The following is a 22,084-nucleotide window of genomic DNA, read 5'->3' on the forward strand; positions in this document are numbered from 1 at the left end:
TGGGACCGAATTCATTCGGGAAGCGGTCGGCGCGGTTGTCTGGGGCGCCGAGGTGTTGCTTTCCCGAATGAATCGGTCCCACAATTCCGGTGACCCTATCAACCCTTCCCTTTGGTCCGCGTCATGTGCGGGCCGCTGTTCTTCTCCAGGTACTCGATGATCATCCCTGCCACGTCTTTGTTGGTGGTGGTTTCGATGCCTTCCAGTCCCGGTGATGAGTTCACTTCCATAACCAGTGGACCGTGATTGGAGCGCAGTATATCTACGCCAGCGACGCTCAACCCCATCACTTTGGCCGCGCGAATGGCGGTCATACGTTCTTCGGGTGTGATCTTGATCAGGCTGGCGCTGCCGCCACGGTGCAGGTTCGAGCGAAACTCTCCCGGCTTGGCTTGGCGTTTCATCGAAGCGATCACTTTGTCACCCACGACAAAGCAGCGAATATCCGCGCCGCCTGCTTCCTTGATGTACTCCTGGACCATGATGTCTTGTTTAAGGCCCATGAACGCTTCGATCACCGATTCCGCCGCAGTGGCCGTTTCACACAGCACCACGCCAATGCCTTGGGTGCCCTCCAGGACCTTGATCACCAGTGGTGCGCCATTGACCATGCGGATCAAGTCCGGAATGTCATCGGGTGAGTGAGCAAACCCAGTGACGGGCAAACCAACACCTCGGCGTGAGAGCAATTGCAGCGAACGCAACTTGTCCCGCGAGCGCGCAATGGCCACTGACTCGTTGAGCGGAAATACGCCCATCATTTCAAACTGGCGCAGCACAGCGCAGCCATAAAACGTCACCGAAGCACCGATTCGCGGGATCACCGCATCGAAATCTTCCAGCGGCTTGCCGCGATAGTGGATCTGCGGCTTATGACTGGCGATGTTCATATATGCGCGCAGGGTGTCGATCACCACCATCTCATGGCCGCGGGCGGTACCGGCTTCGACCATACGACGTGTGGAATACAGACGCGGGTTACGCGACAGCACAGCGATCTTCATGCAACACCTGTGACAGAGATAATAGAGGCCGGAAATACCGGCTTTTCTTGAACGTATGTAATGCCCGGATTGACCACCAAATGGCCGTCGATCAAAGCTTTCGAGCCGAGTAGCAAGCGGTAGCGCATGGCTTGGCGGCAGGCCAATGTGAATTCCACCGGCCAGACCCGATCACCTAGCGCCAAGGTTGTGCGGATGACGTAACGAACCTGCGTGTGTCCGTTGGAGCTTTTTATGGTTTTCATGGCAACCAGCAGCGCTTCGCATCGGCGGTGGCGCAACTGAACCACTGTGCCGAGGTGCGCGTTGAAGCGTACCCATTTCTCGCCATCGCGTTCGAAGGGTTCGATCTCGGTCGCGTGCAGGCTGGATGTACTGGCCCCGGTATCAATTTTCGCGCGTAAGCCGGCCACGCCTAGAAGGGGCAGCGCCACCCACTCGCGAAGGCCAACGACCGTCAAATGATCAAATGTTTTCAAAGCGATTCCGTACGTTTCAAACTGCCTGCCAAGCGCCAGGGTTGATCTGGGCCAAGGCTTTGAATGCAGGCTTGGCGAACAAATAGCCCTGCATAAGGAATATCCCGCAGTCGGACAAAAAATCACGCTCTTCGACATGCTCGATGCCTTCGGCAATGACTGTAACGCCCAACTCTGCACACATTGTGACAACGCCTCGAACAATAGCCTGTCGAGGGCGATCCAGATGAATATCCCGAATCAGCGCCATGTCGAGTTTGATCAGGTCAGGCTGAAAGTCTGCCAGCAATGTCAGCCCGGAGTAACCCGCACCAAAGTCGTCAATGGCCGTCTTGAAGCCGAACTCGTGGTATTCACGCAGAATGTTGGTCAAATGGCGATTGTTATCTAAATACTCGCTTTCAACGGTTTCGAAAATCAGTTGGTTTAGCGGGAAATTGTGCGTTTTTGCTGCCTCAAGGGTGCTGCGAATACACAGTTCCGGGCGGTACACCGCGTTTGGCAAAAAGTTGATCGACAGGTGCTCACGCATCTTCAATCGCGCCGCGCCGGCTATCGCTTCAGTGCGGCAACGCTGGTCAAACCGGTAGCGGTTCTGCTCGTTGACTTGGCTCAAAATGGACATCGCCCCTTCGCCATGTATACCTCGCACTAGAGCTTCGTGGGCGAAGACTGAGCAATCACGCAGATCGACGATGGGTTGGTAGGCAAATGCAAAGTCGAAATCCAGCTCAGCGCTGTTTTGGCAGCCTTCGCATCCAACTTTAGGATGGGTCAGCGAAATCGGAAATTCAGTCACGTAGCACTCCTAGCGCCAAGGGGACCGTCAATGGGTTGAGCATTCTAGTCCGGGGATCGGTTTGACGCCTGCTATACGTCACGTAGTACAGTTCCGGTTGTCACTTTACTAAGGAGTTCTTATGGCACAAAAACAGGAAGAGGACGACAAAGTTCGGCTGGACAAATGGCTCTGGGCTGCGCGTTTTTTTAAAACACGAGCCTTGGCCAAGGCCGCGATTGAAAGCGGTAAGGTCCATTGGCGGGGCGAACGATGCAAGCCCGGCAAGGAGCCGCGTTTAGGGGACGAATACCAGATTCGAGCAGGGTTCGATGAGCGCTCGGTAGTGGTTCAAGCGTTATCGGCGGTACGGCGAGGTGCGCCTGAGGCGCACGCCCTGTACACCGAAACGCCGGAAAGCATCGTCAAACGTGAGCGCGCGGCAGCGTTGCGCAAGGCAGGTAGCCTCGGCATCACCACCGACGGGCGACCGACCAAGAAACAGCGTCGGCAGCTCCATCAGTTTCGCGGTTCAGGCAGTGATGATTAGCGGCCTCGGACGGTTGGAAACCTTACGACGCTCATGTGCTTGATCACCGGCAAAAAGCTCAACGGCTTGAACAGGGACTCCGTTACGCGAAGCAAGAAACGTGAGGCATGGGCGGCAAGAGGCGTGTAATAGCCCCAACCCAATGCCAGTGCGGCCATCGCAACGCCGCCAACGTAATCGTCCTGCCCCCAGTGAGCACCGGCGACCAAGCGCGGCATCATGAACAGGAATGCCAAGCCCCAGATGACCAAGCGTTGACCGTTGGTCCGGCTAAACAGGGTTATGAACAGTGCCCAGATCAGTAACACTGAGGCGTGATCGCCAGGGAAGCTTTGGTTCGAGCTGTCTTTCAAGTCCAGCGCTTCGGGCAGGTTGGGGAAAAAAGCGCTCATGCTGAGCGCACCTGGAAGCACCACGGACGGGCTACTGTGCTGCCAGCCCATGTGCTTGACACTTTTTTCAAAAATCGTACGAATGATCAGCAGCAAGATAAGGATCGCAAGAAAGCCAAAGAAGGCCTGACGGACGTGAATGGCTTCGAACACCCAGTCACCTTTGATCAGCAGCGTCAGTAAAATCAGGCCAACGATGATATCGAAGGGTCGCATACTGGCGACTGTCCAAATGTAGAGCCACACTGTGCTCTCGGCCAGCGGGTGATTCAGCAGATGAAAAAGCCACTCGTCAAATTGGGTGAAAACGGCGTGGCCAGTGGGCCATAGCCAAAAACACATCAGCGCCAGAGCGAGTAGATTGCACAACAGCAGTCGGCTGATGTTCCACCTGGCCTGGAAGAGATCGGAATTGTTCATAAAATGCGCCCCATTGGCATGCTTACGGCAGCAAAAAAATTGCTAGATGTCAGGCGGCGCTTTATAAGCGCTTGTCATTACTTTGTCATCACTTCAGATACCTTTCCTTATGCATGATTTTCCGGATATTGATTACACACAGCGTTTTATTTTTGATGAAAGCGACGTTCGCGGAGAGCTGGTGGCGCTTGAGCGCAGTTACGCCGAGGTGTTGGCTAAACATCCGTACCCAGAGCCCGTTGCACAATTGCTGGGCGAAATGCTCGCGGCTGCGGCGCTGCTGGTGGGCACGCTCAAATTTGATGGATTGCTGGTGCTGCAAGCCAATTCCAGCGGCGCGGTTCCAATGCTGATGGTCGAATGTTCCAGCGACCGCGAAATACGTGGCATCGCTCGCTACGAGGAAGACCAGATCGTACCGGGTGCCGGGCTGCGCGACTTGATGCCGGATGGCATTCTGACGTTGACCATCGATCCACGTCAGGGCAAGCGCTACCAAGGCGCCGTGGCGTTGGACGGTGCCGATTTGTCTGAAAGCCTAACGTCGTACTTTGCTTTGTCTGAGCAGTTGGGAACACGCTTCTGGCTCAATGCCGATGGCTCTCGGGCACGGGGCCTGTTGTTGCAGCAATTGCCTGCCGACCGTTTGACTGATCCCGAAGACCGCGATGCCAGCTGGCAACACGTGACTGCACTGGCTGGAACCCTGACGGCTGAAGAGTTGCTCAGCCTGGACAATGAAACTGTGCTGCATCGTTTGTTTCACGAAGACGCAGTGCGCATGTTCGACATCCAGCCGTTGCAATTTCGTTGCAGTTGCTCCCGCGAGCGTTCGGCCAACGCCTTAGTCAGCCTCGGTGTGGAGGATGCGCAGCAACTGGTGATCGAGCACAACGGTGCCATCGAAATCGACTGCCAGTTCTGCAATCAGCGCTACCTGTTCGATGCCACTGACGTGGCGCAGATATTTGCCGGCGGTGGTGTGGATTCGCCGTCTCATACGCGGCATTAAACCGGGCTAAATGTCCTGAAACGCCCGTAGGGCCGCGTTATCGCCGTTCTGACAGGAGGGTTCTACCTTTTTTAAGCAGTTCTGGCATAATCCGGCCCACTTTTTCCGCTGTAGTAGTGTCAGAGTTTCTACTACAAAATGTTTGGAGCACCGGCCTGGGCCGACGGGGAACCTCATGACGCAAGCTAATAATGCCGTATACACCGATCTCAGCATCGATGATCTGGTTAAAGAAGCCTTGAACCGCGGTGAAGGCGAGCTTTCCGATACCGGCGCGCTGGTCGTGGAAACAGGCCATCGCACGGGTCGTTCGCCGGTAGACCGTTATATCGTTGAAGAGCCAAGCACTCAGGCCGCTATTGCCTGGGGCCCGATCAACCGTAAATTCCCTGCTGACAAGTTTGATGCCCTGTGGAATCGCGTTGAAGCATTCCTCGGTGAGCGCGAGAGTTTCGTTTCCCACGTCCATGTAGGCTCTGATCCAGCGCACTACCTCGCTGTGAAAATGACTACTGGTACTGCCTGGCACAACCTGTTTGGGCGTTGCCTGTTCATCAATCCGGAACAGTACAACCCTGCCGCCAAAACTGAATGGCAAGTCATTAATGCCCCAGAGTTCGTCTGCGAACCTGAGCGCGACGGCACCAACTCTGACGGCACTGTGATCCTCAACTTTGCAGCCAAAAAAGTGCTGATCGCCGGCATGCGTTACGCCGGTGAAATGAAGAAGGCGTTGTTTTCGGTACAGAACTTCCTGCTGCCAGCGGTCGACGTGCTGCCAATGCACTGCGCTGCCAACATGGGCGAAGAGGGCGACGTCACGTTGTTCTTCGGCCTGTCCGGCACCGGCAAAACCACCCTGTCCGCTGATGAAAGCCGTTACCTCATTGGCGACGACGAACATGGCTGGGGCGTAGGGGTTGTGTTCAACATCGAAGGCGGTTGCTATGCCAAGTGCATCGACCTCTCCGAGAAGAACGAGCCTGTCATCTGGAAAGCTATTCAGCACGGCGCTGTGCTGGAAAACGTGATCATCGACCCGGTGACCAAGAAAGCCGACTACGCCGATGACAGCCTGACTCAAAACAGCCGCGCCGCGTACCCGCGTGAACTGATCGAGAAACGCGCACCGAAAAACCTCGGTGGCGAGCCGAATGCTGTGATCTTCCTTACCTGCGACCTGACCGGCGTATTGCCGCCAGTGTCGATCCTCAGCGAAGAACAAGCGGCCTACCACTTCTTGTCGGGCTACACCGCGTTGGTCGGCTCTACAGAAATGGGTTCAGGCAGCGGCATCAAGTCGACGTTCTCAACCTGCTTCGGTGCGCCGTTCTTCCCACGTCCAGCGGGCGAATACGCTGAATTGCTGATCAAGCGCATTCGCGGTTTCGGCTCGAAAGTTTACCTGGTTAACACCGGTTGGACCGGTGGCGGCTACGGCGTTGGCAAGCGCTTCAACATCCCGACTACGCGCGGTGTGATTGCGGCCATCCAAAGCGGTGCATTGATCGGCGCAGAAACCGAACACCTCGCTACCGTTAACCTCGACGTGCCGAAACTGGTACCGGGCGTAGACACAGGGCTGCTCAACCCACGCAACACCTGGGCGGACAAAGCGGCGTACGACGAAGCGGCTAAAGCATTGGCCGGATTGTTTGTTGAGAACTTCAAGAAGTTCGATGTAAGCGATGCGATTAAAGCAGCCGGTCCAAAAATATAGTTAGTGGTGATATCAAAAAAAACCGCCTTTAAAGGGCGGTTTTTTTTTGAAAAATTCGGGGTCTTTCAATGTCGCATATACAACATGTTTAGCGTGTCTAAACCAATCAATGTAGATCTTTGTACGTTTCATTGGTAGCGGAAAGGCTGCCAGCAAGGCCTTTGGCCGGTTTGAACTGGTCGCCTTCAATCGCGGTGAAGTGCACGCCGTGAGCCCCGAACGTGACATACCGTTGGTTCTTTTCCTGCTCGGTAATCGCGGTATAGGACTGTTTGCGCATCGCAACGTAATGCTGCTCGCCGCGAACGATAGCGTCGTGGAATTTAGCAATTTCGGCTGCGCCTAAGTTTAATTTTTTATTCTGATTCACCCCCCAGCGCGTTAAGCATGTTTCAGCGAAGTGCCTGACGATCCTCCCGGGCTCATGCAGCATCTTTGGTCCTTCCGAGCCATTCAGAGCCGCATTACCGACGAGCGTTGCGTGGCGGCCCGCCATTGGATAGATATGGACTCGAGTGGATGGGTGGGTCGTAGGGATCACGCAGGAGAAACCTTTGGATCGTTCATCCCTGGCGTAGAAGCCTACGTACTCCGCGACGTTGCTACCCAAGGTTACTTTTTCCCCTTGGAAATTGAGCGCTCCGGGCACTGGATCAACGGCAAAGATATTCACCTTGATATGCTTGAGCTGACTGTCCGCCAACATCGCGTTAGCAAGCATATGGCAGCTAACGCCGCCACGGCTCCAGCCAACCAAGTTCACCTGGGTGGGAATAATGCCGCCCTGTCGGAAGATTTTGATTATTTGCTCCTGAAGTTGTTGAGGCGTAAGTTTTCGGTCGCCATAGTTATATTTTCTCCATAAATAAGAGCCGGTGACTTGAACCTCTTCGATTGGAATACCGGCGGCTTTGAGGACTTTGTAGTTTGCGGCCGTCAGTTCAGTACGCTGCCAATCACATTTCCCTTTGATCAGGTGCGCCGCATGTAAGACGTTCTCATGCCAACCTTTGCCGAAGAGCGTGCCGGACAGCCCATATTCTTTGGACTTGGTAAACATGTCATCGGCTTGGAGGTTACCGCTTCCAGGCCCGTCAATAATTGTCCAATCGACAAACTCTCTACCCGCGTTGTTAGCGGCCAAGCTTGAAATCAGCTCGCCGTCCCAATAACTTTTATTGATGGTGTCGAAATTGGTCGACCCTGTGCCGCAAAAATAGACAGTAAAAATACTCATGGTGTTAGTCTCGCTGTGTGGATTGAAAGGCGAGAATAAACAATTTTAGTTGGTTGTCATGTTGAGGTTTATTGCCGGATGTTTTAATAAAAAATTGAAGTTAGTTGTTTAGTTAAGTCTGTAGGATTTAACGTCTTTACAGTGCGGTATAACCGATAGGCAATGCTGGATTCTGGCAGAATTTGGTGTTTTAAAGAGGCTTTTAGTGTTCAGCCCGCAGGGTTAAAAGTCCCTGCGGCCCCGCAATACCGCTGTTGTGTAGCCTTGCTCTGTGCTTCTCGGTCGCTGTCCGAGCGTTTGGTCCATTCGCGACATTGTTCCTTGAAGAACACCTGCGCCGCTTTGCGGCATTCGCGGTGTTCAACGGTCGCGCCAGGGAAGTTAAAACAGACGCTGTCGTCTTCAATATGGTTGTTGTAGACCTTCCACTGCGAGCGGTAGCGATTGCGGCCATCCCATTCGCGGAGGTTGGCAGTAACGATTTCTACTTTCACAGTTCGTTGTGGAGCGTTGTTGTGTTGCAGGTCGGCTCTGAAGCCCGCCATGTAACTTTGCGAGACCATGCCCTGCGCTGGCAAAGTAGTGTTTGGACGCTCGATAGGCGCAGGCGTAGGGTGCGCTTCGTTCATGGGGGTTGGTCGAGGCTCAGCCGCACTTTTAACGACGGCTACAGGCACGGCGTCTTCGAGAGGAGCCATTGTTTCAGCGGGCTCAGGTTCGGCAATCACGACGCTTTTGGTGGGTTTATTCGTATGAAATAGAGTAGCCAGTGCATAGGCAGCAAGGCCCAAGACGGCAAGAATGATAAGGTTACGACCCCGCGAGCCAGCCGATGCAGGGCGCACCACCTTGCGTTTGCCGAGGGGTGAGCCGAGCACGATGTCGAATTGCTCAGGATTTAAGCGTTGAATGTGTGTCAGACCATCATCTTCCGGTCGTTTTTGATCTTCCATGCTGCTTCCTTTGCGGTGTAGCCATAATGCTCTGGTGTATCGTGCGGGAAGGGTAAACCGGCCTATGCCATTTTGCCAGCATGGTGCGGTCAGAGAATGCGATGAAACTTCCCGAGACGATCCAAAAATCCCAAGCGCTATATGCACTTCACAGCTTAGGGTTATGGTCTGGCGCCTATCTGGCAGTCAATGGAGTGGCAGCGTATGCATGAGCGTCTTGAACACGTGTTTGGCTATTCGCATTTTCGGCCTGGGCAAGAGACTGCGATTGGAGCGGTGTTAGCCGGGCGTTCGGCGGCGGCGATTTTTCCAACGGGGTCGGGCAAGTCATTGTGCTATCAGCTACCCGCGCTGATGCTGCCTCACCTGACACTGGTGGTGTCGCCTCTGTTGGCGTTGATTCAGGATCAGTTAGCGTTCTTGCAGCGCCACGGCATTGCTGCAGCCAGTATCGATTCGGCACAAAGTCGTGACAGTACCGCGCAGGTTATGGCGCGAGCCCGATCCGGTGAACTCAAAATCCTCATGATTTCTGTGGAGCGTTTAAAGAACGAGCGCTTTCGACATTTCATCGAACAGGTGCCGATTTCGCTGTTGGTCATCGACGAAGCACACTGCATATCTGAGTGGGGCCATAACTTCCGGCCGGATTACCTCAAGCTTCCGGACTATCAACGCCAATTCAATATCCCGCAAGCGTTGTTGCTGACGGCTACCGCGACGCCGAATGTCATCGCCGATATGCAGGCCAAATTCGCCATCGCTCCGGAGGACGTGGTGACGACCGGGTTTTATCGCCCCAATCTCAACCTATTGGTTGAGCCGGCTATGGGTCGAGACAAGCGGAGACGATTGGTTGAGTGGTTGGGTTCGCGTGTGGGCCAGCCCACTATTGTTTATGTCACGTTACAGAAAACCGCTGAATACGTTGCTGAGCATTTGACTCAGAACGGCTTGGCGGCCAGTGCCTACCATGCCGGTCTGCCCCACGATAAGCGTGAGTCAATTCAGCGGCAATTCATGGGCGGGCGACTGAATTGCATCGTTGCCACCATCGCGTTTGGAATGGGGATCGACAAGAGCGATATCCGTAACGTCGTTCATTTCGATCTGCCGAAATCCATTGAAAACTACAGCCAGGAAATCGGCCGCGCAGGGCGAGATGGTGCGCCCTCGGACTGCTTGGTGCTGGCTAACCGTGACAGCTTGAACATCCTGGAGAATTTCGTTTACGGCGATACGCCGGAATACCTTGGCATTCGGCATGTCATCGATGAGTTACTGAATGCAGCCAACGACGGGCAGTGGGAGTTGCTACTGGGCCCCTTGGCTGATCAGAGCAATATTCGCCAACTGCCACTAAAGACCTTGCTGGTGCAACTTGAGCTGCGCGGCATCATTGCGCCACGCTTCGCTTATTTCGCTGAATACCGTTTCAAGTTTCTGATGGAGCCGAAGCTTCTGTTGCAACGTTTTGAAGGAGAGCGGCGTCAGTTTGTCGAAGCCATTATCGAGACCTCCTATCAGGCAAGAACCTGGGCCACGGTTAACTTTGAGGCCTTGTATCAGCAGCATCAGGCCGAGCGTGGGCGAGTGGTTACTGCGCTGGATTACTTTCAGGAAAAAGGCTGGATCGAGTTAGAAAGCAAGTTGATGACCGAGGTCTACAGCTTGCTCGATATGAATTTCGACCCCGACGCGCTGGGCCATGAGTTGCATGAGTATTTCAAACAGCATGAAACCACTGAAGTGGCGCGCATCCACGCCATGCTTGATCTGTTCGCCACCGAGCGGTGCCTGAGTCATCGGCTCGCTGAGTATTTCGGCGATCTCCAGGCGCCCGAGCAGTGCGGGCATTGTTCGGTGTGTCATGGAAATATAGCCCGACTGCCTTCGCCGCCCGCATTGCCTGCCCTGGCTGAACAAAGTTTCGATGACCTGTGCGCTGAGTTTCTGCGCCGGCATTTGGATTACACCGGCTACGATCCTAGTGCTGACTGCCTGACCCGATTCCTCTGCGGTATCAGCATGCCGCTGTTCACCAAACTCAAAGCGCGGGGGATCAAGGGATTTGCGGCGCTGGAAAATTACCCTTATGCGCAGGTACGGGAGTGGACGCGGGGCGCAATGATTGAATAAGGCTGCATTCTTCCATCACTAGAGTCTGCTTATGACCGAGCAAAACCCGCAACGCGCTGATTATCGTCATTTCCAGCCGATCACCACCCGCTGGCACGATAACGACATCTACGGGCATGTGAATAACGTGACCTATTACAGCTATTTCGACACGGCGGTGAATAGCTATTTGATCGAGCGTGGCGGTCTGACTATTCATGACGGTGACGTGGTGGGTTTTGTGGTCAGTTCGTCGTGTGATTATTTCGCGTCGATAGCTTTCCCGGACTTGATCGACGTCGGCCTGCGCGTTGGCAAGCTGGGTAATAGCTCGGTTCAGTATGAATTGGCGGTGTTCAAGGCAGGGGAAGACGAAGCCTGCGCGGCAGGGCGTTTCGTCCATGTGTTTGTGGATCGGGCATCGAATCGCCCGGTGCCGATCCCAGATAAGCTGCGCGAGGCGTTGGAGCAATTAGTCCTGTAGGAACCAACTTGTTGGCCGGGCGGCGTCACGGTATACACCGCCTCGCCAACAAGTTGGCTCCTACAAAGGGCGGTGTTTACAGCGCGATAGCGGGGCGTTTAATCCTACAAAATTCGGGCACTGGCGCTGGCTGTTTCCAGGCGGATGGCGACGAACTTGGACGTAGGCGTACTGCTGCCATCCCCGACACTTTCCAGGGGGACCAGCGGGTTCACTTCCGGGTAGTAAGCGGCGGCTTGCCCAGCTGGGATGTCGAACGCCAGCAGCGTGAAGCCTTTGACGCGACGCTCCAGGCCGTCATTCCAAATTGAAATCAGGTCAGCTTTTTGTCCCGGTTTAAAGCCCAGGCGAATGATGTCGGCTTCGTTGGCGAACAACACGTCACGCTGACCTTTGACCCCGCGATAACGGTCGTCCAATCCATAAATGGTGGTGTTGTACTGATCGTGGGAGCGCATCGATTGCATGATCAAGTCCGGAATCTGACCCGTCGCTCGAACGTTTTCATGCACCAGATCCACGGGCAGGACGTTGGCCCTGAAGTTCGCTCGGGCTGTTTTGGTGTTCCAACGTCGTTCACCTGCCGCGTTGCCAAGGTAGAAGCCGCCTGGATGCTTCACGCGCTCGTTGAAGTCTTTGAAGCCGGGAATCGTGTCGGCAATCAGGTCGCGAATTCGGCTGTAATCGGCAGTTAGCCATAACCAATCCACGGGTTTGGTACCCAGGGTTGCCGCCGCAATCCCTGCGATGATCGCGGGTTCCGAGCGCATCTGTTTCGACAGCGGCTGCAGTTGGCCATTTGACGCATGGACCATGCTGAACGAATCTTCAACGGTCACCGCTTGCGGGCCGTCAGCCTGAATATCGATGTCGGTACGGCCGAAGCACGGCAGGATCAACGCTTGTTTGCCGTGGGTCAGGTGGCTGCGGTTGAGCTTGGTGCTGATTTGCACGGTCAGGTCGCATTTGCCCAGCGCCTTAACGGTACGCGAACTGTCCGGGGTGGCTTGGGCGAAGTTGCCGCCCAGGCCGATAAATACTTTGGAGTGCCCATCAAGCATTGCGTGAATGGCTTCAACCACGTTGTGACCATTGGTACGCGGCATTTTGAACTGAAAGCGTTTTTCCAGCGCATCAAGGAACAGCGTCGGTGGACGCTCATTGATGCCCATGGTCCGGTCGCCTTGCACGTTGCTGTGGCCACGTACTGGGCACAGGCCGGCGCCCGGTTTGCCGATGTTGCCGCGCAGCAGCATCAGGTTGGCAATTTCCTGGATGGTTGGCACTGAGTGACGGTGCTGAGTGATACCCATCGCCCAGCACATGATGACTTTTGTGCCTTTTGCGTACATCCGGGCAGCCGTTTCGATGTCGGTTAACGGCAAGCCTGACTGCTGAACAATCTCTTCCCAGGACGTGTCATCGATGGACGCCAGGTAATCGAGCACACCGTCGGTGTGTTCGTTGAGGAAATCATGGTCGAAGACCGGTGGCGCGTTGGCCGCCTGAGCCTCACGCTCCCATTGCAGCAGGTACTTGGCCATTCCTCGCAGCAGTGCCATGTCGCCACCCAATGCCGGGCGCAAGTACGCGGTGCTGGTCGGTTCTGAACCGTTGCTGAGCATTTCCAGTGGGTGTTGTGGATGTTGGAAGCGTTCCAGACCACGCTCTTTCAGCGGGTTAACACACACCACTTGCGCGCCACGCAGGACCGCTTCACGCAGGGGTTCGAGCATGCGCGGGTGATTAGTACCGGGATTTTGCCCTAGGATAAAAATCGCATCAGCGTGTTCGAAGTCGGCGAAGGTTACGGTGCCTTTGCCTACGCCCACGCTCTGCGCCAAGGCGACGCCACTGGCTTCATGGCACATGTTCGAGCAGTCAGGAAAATTGTTGGTGCCGAAAGAACGTACGAACAGCTGATACAAATAGGCCGCCTCATTGCTGGCTCGGCCCGAGGTATAAAACTCGGCCATGTCCGGGCTCGGCAGATTGCGCAGGTGATGGCTGATCAAGGCGAAGGCGTTTTCCCAACTGATCGGTTTGTAACGATCGGTCTCGGCGTCGTAGCTCATGGGCTCGGTTAAGCGGCCTTGGTATTCAAGCCAGTAATCGCTTTGCTCGCGCAGGGCACTGACGCTGTAACGGGCGAAAAAGGAGGCGTCGACACGACGTTTGGTGGCTTCCCAGTTAACCGCTTTGGCGCCGTTCTCGCAGAACTTGACCATGCCGCTTTCCGGCGAGTCGCCCCACGCACAGCCGGGGCAGTCGAAGCCGCCGTTCTGGTTAGTCTTGAGCATCATGCGGATGTTCTTCAGCGCGTTATCGCTGGTGAGCCATGCTTGCGTCACGCTCATGAGCGCGCCCCAACCACCGGCCGGTCCTTTGTACGGCTTGTAGCGCTTGACCGGAACTTTGTCGGCTTGGTGATGACTGCTCACGCTTGATTCTCCATCGCAGGGCTAAATACACGCGGCGCGCTGTGCTGCGGCAGGTGAATTAAATTGAGGTTGTGTCGACGTGCCCATTGCACCGCGAGGCCAGTGGGCGAAGACAGGCTGACCAGCGTCTGAATGCCTGCTCGCAGCACTTTCTGGATCAACTCCAGGCTGCATCGGCTGGTGACAATGGCGAGTCCGCCGGTCATGGAAATGTTCTGGCGGATCAACGCGCCAATCAGTTTGTCGAGAGCGTTATGCCGGCCGATGTCTTCGCGGCCCAGCAACAGCTCGCCGTTGCTGTTCATGAACAAGGCCGCATGGACGGCGCCGCAATGCTGGCCCAAGGGTTGGAACGCGCCGATACGTTGACGCAGTCCTTCCAGCCAGACCGCCGGCGGCAAAGGCGCACCGGGCAGCACCGTGAGTTCCGGCAGGGCTTGTTCCACCGCTTCTACGCCGCACAGTCCGCAGCCACTGGTGCCGGCGAGTTGGCGTCGCTGTTGCTTGAGGTTCCAGAACGCACGGCTGGCGATTTCCACCTGCGCGTGCTGCGCTGAACCTGAACCGCTGAGCTTCACATCGTAGATTTCGTCAGGCGAGGCAATGATGCCGCTGCCCAGGCTGAATCCCACGATGAAGTCTTCCAGATCGCTCGGTGTGACCAGCATCACGGCCTGGCTAATGCCGTTGTAGGCGATGGCCAAAGCCACTTCTTCGGCGAGTTCGGTGCGAGCGGAGTCTTCGCGCTCAAGGTTCGAGTAGCTGTAGGACTGACTGGCGGCAGGCGCAGGCGAATGCAAAGCTAGCGCCGTGCTGACCGTGCGCTTGGAAGGCATGGGAAAGTACCGGCATATTATGTATGCCTTAGCCTATGCCCGCTGCTGAATGGCGTCTAATCGCTACTACCAATGCGTTGATAGATGGCGTCGATCAAGGCGCATCAAGAATGCTTTGATAAGTGGCAAAACACGCTTCGGCCAATGCTGACCGTGGTGCGCTGCGGCGCATGAGCAAACCCAGCCGCGCCAAGGTGTGCGCATTGGCAATCGGTTGTAGGCGTAAGTGTTGGGTCAGCGTTTCGAAGCCGCCTTCAAGGGGCATGATCGCGCAACAAAATCCGCCGTGCACCGCTTGCAGCAGTTGGTGCACTGCGTCGGTTTGCAACATCGGTAATGGGTTCAGGCCACGGCTGTGGAAATTGTGATCAATGGACTGACGAAAATGCATACCGCTGGTTAACAGGCCCAGCGGCAATTCGATCAAGCTTTCCCAGCTCAGGGGTTCATCGCCAAAGTTGAAATGCCGCTGGTCATACAACAGCCCCATACGGGTTTGCGCCAGAGACAAAGAATCAAAACGCTCGCTGTCCAGTCGTTCTAGGTACGACACGCCCAAATCGAGCTGATTGTTCGCCAGTTGCTCCAGTATTTGTTCGGAACTGAGTGACGACAATTCGAAGCGCAAATTTGGATGCAAGGTGTGCAGGCGCTGCATCAACACCATCGGATCGAAACTCGACAGCGGCACCACGCCCAGCCGCAGCGTCCCGACCAGATGCCCCCGGCACGCAGCGGCTTCGGCCTGTAACCCCTCATAAGCGGCCAATACCGTTCTGGCCCACGCGAGCACTCGTTCACCCGGCGCGGTAAAACCTTCAAAGCGCTGCCCCCGATTGACCAGCGGCAAGTCCAGCTCTTCTTCCAAGCTACGCAGGCGCATGGACAGGGTCGGCTGAGTGATGTGACACCGTGCCGCCGCTTGGCCGAAATGTCGGGTCTCGTCGAGGGCGATGAGGAATTTGAGCTGTTTGATGTCCATCTTCACTCCGATGCGTTTAGCAGGCGGCTGATTCTAGCGCGCTCTGGCTATCGGATGGGTGAACCGCAATTGGTCGGAACCCTCGGCTGACCCGTCTGTTCGAACTAAAGTTATCAACGCGGACATGACGTTCGTCCTTCTAAAAACGCAAGGAGAATAAGCATGAGTATTTTTAGTTTTCTGAAAGAAGCAGGAGAAAAGATTCTTGATGCAGTAACGCCAGGCAACGCGAATGCCGATGAAGTGCTAAAAAAACATATCGCTGACGTGGGCTTGGGTAACCCCAATATCCAGACCACCGTCGATGGCAGCACGGTAACAGCAACTGGCGAGGCGGCTAGCCAAGAGGAAAAAGAGAAGATTTTGGTGACGCTGGGTAATATTCAAGGAGTAGAAAAAGTCGATGACCAGATGACCCTCGCCGCCGGAGCAGCACCTACGACAGCATCGCGCTTCGAGACCGTACAGAAAGGCGACACACTCAGTGCCATCTCGAAAAGGGTGTATGGAGATGCCAACAAGTATCAAAAGATATTCGACGCCAATAAACCCATGCTCAAAGACGTAAACAAGATTTATCCGGGGCAATCGCTACGGATTCCTGAGTAATCTCTAGCTAAATGTAGGCGCGCGCTTGCCCGCGATGGAGCGCGAAGCGGTCCCAACCGACGACCCCATTGCAACTGAAAGAATCGAGTCGCGGGTTTACGACTGCTGCGCAGCCGATCGCTGGCAAGCGCGCTCCTACAGGACTGCTCAAAGCCCGACGATCAATTCCCGGTAATCCCCGACGGCGGAAAATTCTTCGGTGTCCTTCGGACCTTTATGGCTGTCGGGCTCGCTGACGGCCAGTAGGTGGGCAATGCCGAATCGCTGAGCGCTGCGCAGAATCGGCAGGGTATCGTCGATAAACAGGCTGCGGCTTGGCTCGAAGTCTATGTCGGCGTGTAGCGCGGCCCAGAACTGCGGGTTCTCTTTGGGGAAACCATAATCATGGGAGCTGATCATGCGTTCGAAGTAGGGCGCTAGCTGGACGCGCTCCATCTTTAATGACAGCGAATCGCGGTGCGCATTGGTGATCATGATCACCCGTTTGCCCGCAGCTTTGATCGCGGCCAGAAAGGTTTCAGCGTCAGGGCGCAGGGAAATCAAGTCGGCGGTTTCCAGCTTCAGGTCTCGCAGCGACAGCTTCAGCTCGGCGCTCCAGAAGTCCAGGCAGTACCAATTCAGCGTACCGGCATTCTTTTCGAACAGCGGCTGTATTTCCAGTTCGGCCATGGCTCGGCTGACCCCATGCAGGTCGGCATAGCGCTGTGGCAAGTGTTCCATCCAGAAATGGTTGTCGTAATGCAAGTCGAGCAAGGTGCCATCCATATCGAGCAGAACGGTATCAATGTCGCGCCAGGGTAAAGAAGGCATTTGAGATTCTCGTGCAGTGAATGAATAGCGTTGTCATTTCCGACACAGACAATCGGAAAAGCCACGGTATAGTACCCCGTCCACGCCAAGGAGCCCGTCATGCGCCAGAAACCCACCGTCCTCGCCCGCGAAATCGTCGCCAGTAGCCGTTTGTTCTGCGTTGAAGAGCTGCAACTGCGCTTTTCCAACGGGGTCGAGCGCACTTACGAGCGTCTGGTTAGCCGGGGCCCCGGATATGGCGCCGTGATGATCGTTGCGATGCTCGATTCCGACCACGCGGTGTTGATCGAGGAGTACTGCGGCGGGATCGACGAATACGAGCTTTCCCTGCCTAAAGGTCTGATCGAACCGGGTGAAGACATTTTGGCTGCCGCCAATCGCGAGCTAAAGGAAGAGGCGGGCTATGGCGCTCGCCAGCTTGAGCACTTGACCGAGCTGTCGTTGTCGCCCGGCTATATGAGTCAGAAAATTCAAGTGGTATTGGCCACTGACCTTTATGAAGAATCCTTGCCGGGAGACGAACCCGAGCCGATGCGGGTTGATCGCGTCAACTTGCGCGAGCTGTCCAGCTTGATCCAACACCCGCAATTCAGCGAAGGACGTGCCTTGGCCGCGCTGTACCTGGTGCGGGACTTGTTGACCCAGCGCGGGGACTTTCAGCCGTGACTAACGTGTTTTCTAACTTGCCCCATCCGTTGTTGGCGCCCGTTATAGAGATGGTGCGACGTGCCGGTGAAGTGATCCTGCCGCATTGGCGCGCGGACGTTGCAGTGGTCACCAAAGCTGATGAGTCACCGGTGACGGCGGCGGATTTGGCCGCTCATCACCTATTGGTCGCTGGCTTGCAGGCATTGGCGCCGGACATCCATGTGTTGTCCGAAGAAGACGCCGACATTCCTTTGAGCGAGCGTGCCACCTGGGAGCGTTGGTGGCTGGTCGATCCGTTGGATGGGACCAAGGAATTCATTTCTGGCAGCGAAGAGTTCACGGTCAATATCGCCCTGATTGAACGCGGCCGTGTGGTGTTTGGCGTAGTGTCGATGCCCACCAATAACCGCTGCTATTTTGGCGGTGCGGGTTTGGGAGCATGGCGCAGTGATGATGAACACCATCTGATGCCGATCAAGGTGCGTGAGGTACTGGCGGCAGACGAAGCGTTCACCGTTGTCGCCAGCCGTCGCCATACCAGCCCGGAGCAGGAGCGTTTGTTGGCCGGGTTGTCGCAAAGCCTGGGCGAGTTGCAACTGACGAATATCGGCAGCTCGTTGAAGTTTTGTTTGTTGGCCGAAGGCGCCGCCGATTGCTACCCGCGACTGGCGCCCACCTCGCAATGGGACACTGCGGCCGCTCAAGGGGTGCTTGAAGGCGCGGGCGGCGAAGTGCTCGACCTGTCCGGTGAAGTGTTCAGCTACCCGCCACGTGAATCGCTGCTGAACCCGTTTTTTCTGGCCTTGCCTGCTAAAGCAGCATGGCGCGGGAAACTGTTGGAGCTGGCCAAACAAAATCTGTAGATACCGTCTTGTTGGTGAAAGGCAGACTGTACAGTTTCTTTGGAGGCGCCGGCTATCAAACACCCACCGCCTGGGCATGACGCCGTTGCAGGTAGATGTAGAACAGCGCGGTCAGCACGGTCAGTACGGCGAGGGCAGCGCCGGTCCACGGCAAGTCGGCCAGGTTCGAGCCGCTGCCGACCACCAGGCCGCCGACCCAGGCGCCCGCCGCATTGCCGAGGTTAAAAGCACTTTGGTTGAGCGTCGACCCCAAGTTCGGGGCGTCACTGGCCTGATCGATAATCAGCAGCTGCAAGATCGGACACAGCGCGAACGCTACCACACCCCATATCAATAGAGTGATCGCGGCCGGAATCACCGAATGCGCGGTCTGGCTGAACAGCGCCACGACCAACACTACCGCCACTGACATTCCCACCAGCGAGGGCAACAAACGGCTATCAGCCAGCTTGCCGCCGAGCATGCTACCGCCGGTCAGCCCCAATCCAAACAGCAGCAGCATGAGGGTCACGCCGCGGGGGCCGACACCGGTCACGTCGTGCAGAATCGGCGCGATATAAGTGAAAACGCTGAACAGACTGGTCGACGCCAGCACGCTCATCGCCAATGCCAGCAACACAGTGGGTTTGCCCAGGACGCGAAACTCGATGGCTAGGTTGGTTTCTTCCATGGCGATGTGGTTCGGCAGCCAGATCATCTGCGCCACGACCGCCACCATGCCAATCGCCGAGACCGCCCAAAACGTTGATCGCCAGCCCGCGTATTGACCAAGTGCCGTGCCCAGCGGTACGCCCAAGACGTTAGCCAAGGTCAAGCCGGTGAACATCAGCGCAATGGCCTGCGCCCGTTTGTTCGGCGCGACCAAGCCGGCGGCCACTACCGAGCCGATGCCGAAAAAGGCACCGTGGCACAAGGCGGTAATGACCCGCGCAGCCATTAGCGCAGCGTAGGTCGGCGCCAGCGCACACAAAATATTGCCGAGGATGAACATCAGCGTCATGCCGAGCAAGGTGGCTTTGCGCGGCATGTTGGCAGTAGCGACCGCAAGGATCGGCCCGCCAAACACCACGCCAAGCGCGTAGCCGGTGATCAGCAATCCAGCGCGGGGAATGCTGACGTGCAGGTCGCCGGCGACATCGGGCAGCAATCCCATGATCACAAATTCAGTGGTGCCAATGCCGAATGCGGCAACGGCCAGTGCAAGCAAGGCGAGTGGCATGTGTCTATTTCCCGTGTGTAACCTTGACGCCTGAGCAAGCACACGCATGCGACCGGCTCACTCGATCAGGTGATCGACGAGTGCATAAACGCAGGCTTATTAGAATAGTTTGAGTGCGCAACTGGGTACGGCGTAATAGTGGTTAGTATATGCAGCAACTGAAATATGGCGAATCGAATCCTCAGCGGACGCTTTTCTATAACCCTGTTTAACAAGGAAGCCCCAGTGCTGGCAACGGCTCTAGTGTTAATTGCGGCAGTGCTGCATGCCACCTGGAATACCTTGATCAAGTTCAGCGGCGAGCGCCTTCTGGTCATCGCCAGCATGGACGCTGTGGGGCTGGTGTTCGCTGTGTTGATGGTGGCTTTTGTTACCCCACCCCCCCTTGAGGTCTGGCCGTGGCTGCTGGCCTCAGCGGCGTTCGAGCTGGTTTATCGGGCTCTGTTAATCAGGGCGTACCGGGTCGGAGATTTGGGCTTGGTCTATCCGTTGATGCGCGGGCTGTCGCCGTTGGTGGTGTTGGGGTTAACGCTGCTCTTTGCGGGGGAGCAACTGAGCGCCCAACAAATCCTCGGCATCTTGCTGATTCCGTGCGGCATGGTTTGCTTGCTGTGGCACGGTGGCGGTGGCGAACGGTTGCCTTGGTCGATGCTGCCGGTGGTTGGCTTGATTGGTCTGTGCATCGGTTGCTACACCTGGATCGATGGCCAAGCACTCAAGCGCGGCGCCGGTGCGCTGGATTATCTGGTGTGGTTGACGTTGATCAGTGCTTGGCCTTTTCCAGTGCTGGCGGTGTGCAACAAGCGCTCTGCGTTTACTGCGTTTTGGCGTGAGCAATGGCGGTTGGGGTTAAGCGTCGGGTTGTGCGTGTTGTTCAGTTACGCCCTGGTGCTATGGGCCATGCAAATTGGTTCGGTGGCGGAGGCGGCAGCCCTGCGCGAAGTCAGCGTGGTGTTGGTGGTGCTGTTAGGCATGCGTTACCTGAAAGAACCTTTTGGTCGGCCCCGACTCATAGCCTGTGGGCTAGTGTTGTCTGGGATGCTTTTAATGAAATTAAAACTATAAGGATGGACTCATGACCGTTGCTTTCTGGTGCGTATTTATCGCGATATTCCTGCCGTATTTATGCACAGGCGTCGCCAAATTCAGCGGCGGCCAATTTGGCGCTCGGCAGAACCACGACCCGCGCGCATTTTTAGAGAACTTACAAGGTTTCGCCAAGCGTGCGGATTCTGCGCAACGAAACAGCTTTGAAGTTACGCCAGCGTTTGCGGCAGCAGTGATCATTTCGCAGTACGTCGGGCACGCGCAGATGGTGACGATCAATGTGCTGGCGGTGTTATTCATCACCAGTCGTCTGCTGTACATCATTTGTTATCTGGCTGATTGGGCGCCCTTGCGGTCATTGTTCTGGGCCATCGGCATGGGAATCGTTGCTGCGCTTTTCTTTATTTCAGCCTAAATGACGAGCCGACTGCGGCAACGGTGCGCTTGGCCTTTGGCGATGAGCCGAGGATACTGGCGACCGTTTCCCTAGCTGAAGCCGTCATAACCTTGAAAAGACTTTCCGTAGTATTGCTGGCCTGCCTGACATTGAGCGCTTGCGGTGGTGTTGATCCGAACTCACCGTTGGGCCAGCGCAAGGCGATCTTCAAACAGATGTTGAAGACCAGCGAAAACCTGAGTGGCATGCTCAAAGGACGCGTCGTATTTGATGGTCAGCTGTTCACCGACGGCGCGATCAAGCTCGACAGTCTGTCCCATGAGCCATGGAAGCATTTCCCTTCGGTCAAGGAAGAGTCGTCGCACAGCAGCGCCAAGAATGACGTTTGGGAGAAACAGGCACGCTTTCAACAATTGGCTCGCTCGCTTGAATCAGCAACCGGTGAGTTGGTAATCGCCACCAATGCCAAGCCCTTCAGCGCCAGCAACCTCAATCCTGCGGTGCAGAAAGTGCAGGACGCCTGCGAGGCGTGCCATAAAGAGTTTCGCGATCACTAAGATCCACATCAATCCCCTTAGAACCAACATGTTGGCGGGCAAACCCGCGGTGTGACGGGTACGCCGCTTCGCCAACACGTTGGCTCCTACAGATGGTTGCGGCAAACGGGATCAATCGTCATCCGGCTCAATCTTCTCCAGCTCCGCATGGGCGTCCTTCAATTCCTGGCGGGCTTGGGCGAGCTTGTCTTTGCGTGTATTGATTTTGTCCGGGTCGCCCTTGCTCATCGCACGGTCCAAATCTGACTGACGACGGGCCACTTCGTGTTTGGCGTCCAACACTCTTGTTTCAAGCTGTTTGAGAAGCGAGGCGTCGGTGCAGTTAGCGGTAGCTTCGCTTAATGCTTTTTCCAGCCCGGCTTGCTGAGCGCTATTGCCGTTGGCTTTGGCCTGTTCAATCTGAGTACTGATGGCCTGACGCTTGGCGGCGCAACCGTTCAGTGGCGGCGCGTCGGCGGCCAATACGGGCACAGCCAACAAGCTGCACGCGGCGAATAGGAGCAGCGGTGACAAGCGTTTCATATGAAC

23 protein-coding genes are annotated in these 22,084 nt (G+C 56.0%); 11 read left to right on the forward strand and 12 right to left on the reverse strand.

What is annotated here, in order from left to right; genetic code table 11:
* Nucleotides 1–98: 98 nt before the first annotated feature.
* From rimK to RHM65_RS07555, 3 genes are read right to left on the reverse strand one after another with little or no spacing between them, the layout of a single operon-like run.
* Complete coding sequence (gene rimK / locus RHM65_RS07545; protein ID WP_297835389.1) at nt 99–1,004, reverse strand: 30S ribosomal protein S6--L-glutamate ligase; 906 nt, start codon at nt 1,002–1,004, stop codon at nt 99–101.
* Nucleotides 1,001–1,483 (reverse strand): ATP-dependent zinc protease, encoded by a 483-nt coding sequence (locus RHM65_RS07550; RefSeq protein ID WP_322166555.1) that lies wholly within the window; start codon nt 1,481–1,483, stop codon nt 1,001–1,003. The genes rimK and RHM65_RS07550 overlap by 4 nt, the downstream gene beginning before the upstream one ends.
* Nucleotides 1,484–1,499: 16 nt before the next feature.
* Entirely contained in the window at nt 1,500–2,282 is a 783-nt protein-coding gene (locus RHM65_RS07555) for an EAL domain-containing protein (RefSeq protein ID WP_322184594.1), read from the reverse strand.
* Between the two features lie 121 nt (nt 2,283–2,403).
* Here RHM65_RS07555 and RHM65_RS07560 point away from each other — a divergent pair, with 121 nt between their 5' ends.
* The gene (locus RHM65_RS07560) at nt 2,404–2,811 is read left to right on the forward strand and encodes an RNA-binding S4 domain-containing protein (RefSeq protein WP_322166553.1); all 408 of its coding nucleotides are present in this window, start codon (nt 2,404–2,406) and stop codon (nt 2,809–2,811) included.
* Here the strand turns inward: RHM65_RS07560 and RHM65_RS07565 are convergent.
* Nucleotides 2,808–3,623 (reverse strand): phosphatase PAP2 family protein, encoded by an 816-nt coding sequence (locus RHM65_RS07565; protein WP_322184595.1) that lies wholly within the window; start codon nt 3,621–3,623, stop codon nt 2,808–2,810. The genes RHM65_RS07560 and RHM65_RS07565 overlap by 4 nt on opposite strands.
* A 109-nt stretch (nt 3,624–3,732) precedes the next feature.
* Here RHM65_RS07565 and hslO point away from each other — a divergent pair, with 109 nt between their 5' ends.
* A complete protein-coding gene (gene hslO, locus RHM65_RS07570; protein ID WP_322166551.1) occupies nt 3,733–4,635 on the forward strand; it encodes an Hsp33 family molecular chaperone HslO in 903 nt (300 codons plus the stop codon).
* A gap of 175 nt (nt 4,636–4,810) precedes the next feature.
* Entirely contained in the window at nt 4,811–6,355 is a 1,545-nt protein-coding gene (locus tag RHM65_RS07575) for a phosphoenolpyruvate carboxykinase (RefSeq protein WP_322184596.1), read from the forward strand.
* Nucleotides 6,356–6,461: 106 nt separating this feature from the next.
* Here RHM65_RS07575 and RHM65_RS07580 read toward each other — a convergent pair whose 3' ends face one another.
* Both RHM65_RS07580 and RHM65_RS07585 read right to left on the reverse strand, forming a co-directional pair.
* Nucleotides 6,462–7,592 carry a hypothetical protein gene (locus tag RHM65_RS07580; protein ID WP_322166549.1) on the reverse strand — a complete coding sequence of 377 codons (1,131 nt, stop codon included), beginning with the start codon at nt 7,590–7,592 and terminating at the stop codon, nt 6,462–6,464.
* A gap of 209 nt (nt 7,593–7,801) precedes the next feature.
* The gene (locus RHM65_RS07585; protein ID WP_322166548.1) at nt 7,802–8,545 is read right to left on the reverse strand and encodes a hypothetical protein; all 744 of its coding nucleotides are present in this window, start codon (nt 8,543–8,545) and stop codon (nt 7,802–7,804) included.
* A gap of 204 nt (nt 8,546–8,749) precedes the next feature.
* On the opposite strand from RHM65_RS07585, the gene RHM65_RS07590 reads away from it, so the two are divergent.
* Entirely contained in the window at nt 8,750–10,684 is a 1,935-nt protein-coding gene (locus RHM65_RS07590; protein ID WP_322184597.1) for a RecQ family ATP-dependent DNA helicase, read from the forward strand.
* 31 nt (nt 10,685–10,715) lie between these two features.
* On the forward strand, nt 10,716–11,147 hold the full coding sequence (locus RHM65_RS07595; RefSeq protein ID WP_322166546.1) for a thioesterase family protein: 432 nt from the start codon (nt 10,716–10,718) through the stop codon (nt 11,145–11,147).
* A gap of 104 nt (nt 11,148–11,251) precedes the next feature.
* Here the strand turns inward: RHM65_RS07595 and RHM65_RS07600 are convergent, their stop codons facing one another.
* From RHM65_RS07600 to RHM65_RS07610, 3 genes are all read right to left on the reverse strand, one after another.
* Nucleotides 11,252–13,588 carry an FdhF/YdeP family oxidoreductase gene (locus RHM65_RS07600; protein ID WP_322184598.1) on the reverse strand — a complete coding sequence of 779 codons (2,337 nt, stop codon included), beginning with the start codon at nt 13,586–13,588 and terminating at the stop codon, nt 11,252–11,254.
* Nucleotides 13,585–14,424, reverse strand: a complete 840-nt coding sequence (gene fdhD / locus RHM65_RS07605) for a formate dehydrogenase accessory sulfurtransferase FdhD (RefSeq protein ID WP_322166544.1) — start codon at nt 14,422–14,424, stop codon at nt 13,585–13,587. The genes RHM65_RS07600 and fdhD overlap by 4 nt, the downstream gene beginning before the upstream one ends.
* A gap of 94 nt (nt 14,425–14,518) precedes the next feature.
* Nucleotides 14,519–15,406, reverse strand: a complete 888-nt coding sequence (locus tag RHM65_RS07610) for a LysR family transcriptional regulator (RefSeq protein ID WP_322166543.1) — start codon at nt 15,404–15,406, stop codon at nt 14,519–14,521.
* Nucleotides 15,407–15,568: 162 nt separating this feature from the next.
* Between RHM65_RS07610 and lysM the strand changes: the two genes are divergently transcribed.
* The gene (gene lysM / locus RHM65_RS07615; RefSeq protein WP_322166542.1) at nt 15,569–16,015 is read left to right on the forward strand and encodes a peptidoglycan-binding protein LysM; all 447 of its coding nucleotides are present in this window, start codon (nt 15,569–15,571) and stop codon (nt 16,013–16,015) included.
* Nucleotides 16,016–16,162: 147 nt separating this feature from the next.
* Here lysM and yrfG read toward each other — a convergent pair whose 3' ends face one another.
* Complete coding sequence (gene yrfG / locus RHM65_RS07620; protein ID WP_322166541.1) at nt 16,163–16,825, reverse strand: GMP/IMP nucleotidase; 663 nt, start codon at nt 16,823–16,825, stop codon at nt 16,163–16,165.
* A 99-nt stretch (nt 16,826–16,924) separates the two neighbouring features.
* On the opposite strand from yrfG, the gene nudE reads away from it, so the two are divergent.
* Nucleotides 16,925–17,491: an ADP compounds hydrolase NudE gene (gene nudE / locus RHM65_RS07625; protein WP_322166540.1), complete on the forward strand. Its 567-nt coding sequence runs from the start codon at nt 16,925–16,927 to the stop codon at nt 17,489–17,491.
* Nucleotides 17,488–18,336: a 3'(2'),5'-bisphosphate nucleotidase CysQ gene (gene cysQ, locus RHM65_RS07630; RefSeq protein WP_322166539.1), complete on the forward strand. Its 849-nt coding sequence runs from the start codon at nt 17,488–17,490 to the stop codon at nt 18,334–18,336. Before nudE ends, cysQ begins: the two co-directional genes overlap by 4 nt.
* A gap of 55 nt (nt 18,337–18,391) precedes the next feature.
* Here the strand turns inward: cysQ and RHM65_RS07635 are convergent, their stop codons facing one another.
* Entirely contained in the window at nt 18,392–19,555 is a 1,164-nt protein-coding gene (locus tag RHM65_RS07635; protein WP_322184599.1) for an MFS transporter, read from the reverse strand.
* Nucleotides 19,556–19,780: 225 nt separating this feature from the next.
* Here RHM65_RS07635 and RHM65_RS07640 point away from each other — a divergent pair, with 225 nt between their 5' ends.
* The 3 genes from RHM65_RS07640 to RHM65_RS07650 all read left to right on the forward strand — a co-directional run bounded on the left by RHM65_RS07640 (nt 19,781) and on the right by RHM65_RS07650 (nt 21,556).
* A complete protein-coding gene (locus tag RHM65_RS07640; protein ID WP_322171257.1) occupies nt 19,781–20,620 on the forward strand; it encodes a DMT family transporter in 840 nt (279 codons plus the stop codon).
* A gap of 10 nt (nt 20,621–20,630) precedes the next feature.
* Nucleotides 20,631–21,017, forward strand: coding sequence for an MAPEG family protein (locus RHM65_RS07645; RefSeq protein WP_322166537.1), 387 nt, complete (start codon nt 20,631–20,633; stop codon nt 21,015–21,017).
* Between the two features lie 86 nt (nt 21,018–21,103).
* The gene (locus tag RHM65_RS07650) at nt 21,104–21,556 is read left to right on the forward strand and encodes a cytochrome c (protein ID WP_322171254.1); all 453 of its coding nucleotides are present in this window, start codon (nt 21,104–21,106) and stop codon (nt 21,554–21,556) included.
* Nucleotides 21,557–21,667: 111 nt separating this feature from the next.
* Here the strand turns inward: RHM65_RS07650 and RHM65_RS07655 are convergent, their stop codons facing one another.
* Entirely contained in the window at nt 21,668–22,078 is a 411-nt protein-coding gene (locus RHM65_RS07655; protein WP_322184600.1) for a DUF1090 domain-containing protein, read from the reverse strand.
* Between the last annotated feature and the right edge of the window lie 6 nt (nt 22,079–22,084).

Source organism: Pseudomonas sp. CCI4.2, from assembly GCF_034350045.1.
GTDB lineage: Bacteria > Pseudomonadota > Gammaproteobacteria > Pseudomonadales > Pseudomonadaceae > Aquipseudomonas.

What these genes read in the sequence shown, in the direction of transcription:
- rimK (WP_297835389.1), bottom strand. Translation starts at nt 1,004, where the DNA reads ATGAAGATCGCTGTGCTGTCGCGTAACCCGCGTCTGTATTCCACACGT.
- RHM65_RS07560 (WP_322166553.1), top strand. Translation starts at nt 2,404, where the DNA reads ATGGCACAAAAACAGGAAGAGGACGACAAAGTTCGGCTGGACAAATGG.
- RHM65_RS07565 (WP_322184595.1), bottom strand. Translation starts at nt 3,623, where the DNA reads ATGAACAATTCCGATCTCTTCCAGGCCAGGTGGAACATCAGCCGACTG.
- hslO (WP_322166551.1), top strand. Translation starts at nt 3,733, where the DNA reads ATGCATGATTTTCCGGATATTGATTACACACAGCGTTTTATTTTTGAT.
- RHM65_RS07575 (WP_322184596.1), top strand. Translation starts at nt 4,811, where the DNA reads ATGACGCAAGCTAATAATGCCGTATACACCGATCTCAGCATCGATGAT.
- RHM65_RS07580 (WP_322166549.1), bottom strand. Translation starts at nt 7,592, where the DNA reads ATGAGTATTTTTACTGTCTATTTTTGCGGCACAGGGTCGACCAATTTC.
- RHM65_RS07585 (WP_322166548.1), bottom strand. Translation starts at nt 8,545, where the DNA reads ATGGAAGATCAAAAACGACCGGAAGATGATGGTCTGACACACATTCAA.
- RHM65_RS07590 (WP_322184597.1), top strand. Translation starts at nt 8,750, where the DNA reads ATGCATGAGCGTCTTGAACACGTGTTTGGCTATTCGCATTTTCGGCCT.
- RHM65_RS07595 (WP_322166546.1), top strand. Translation starts at nt 10,716, where the DNA reads ATGACCGAGCAAAACCCGCAACGCGCTGATTATCGTCATTTCCAGCCG.
- fdhD (WP_322166544.1), bottom strand. Translation starts at nt 14,424, where the DNA reads ATGCCTTCCAAGCGCACGGTCAGCACGGCGCTAGCTTTGCATTCGCCT.
- RHM65_RS07610 (WP_322166543.1), bottom strand. Translation starts at nt 15,406, where the DNA reads ATGGACATCAAACAGCTCAAATTCCTCATCGCCCTCGACGAGACCCGA.
- lysM (WP_322166542.1), top strand. Translation starts at nt 15,569, where the DNA reads ATGAGTATTTTTAGTTTTCTGAAAGAAGCAGGAGAAAAGATTCTTGAT.
- yrfG (WP_322166541.1), bottom strand. Translation starts at nt 16,825, where the DNA reads ATGCCTTCTTTACCCTGGCGCGACATTGATACCGTTCTGCTCGATATG.
- nudE (WP_322166540.1), top strand. Translation starts at nt 16,925, where the DNA reads ATGCGCCAGAAACCCACCGTCCTCGCCCGCGAAATCGTCGCCAGTAGC.
- RHM65_RS07635 (WP_322184599.1), bottom strand. Translation starts at nt 19,555, where the DNA reads ATGCCACTCGCCTTGCTTGCACTGGCCGTTGCCGCATTCGGCATTGGC.
- RHM65_RS07645 (WP_322166537.1), top strand. Translation starts at nt 20,631, where the DNA reads ATGACCGTTGCTTTCTGGTGCGTATTTATCGCGATATTCCTGCCGTAT.
- RHM65_RS07655 (WP_322184600.1), bottom strand. Translation starts at nt 22,078, where the DNA reads ATGAAACGCTTGTCACCGCTGCTCCTATTCGCCGCGTGCAGCTTGTTG.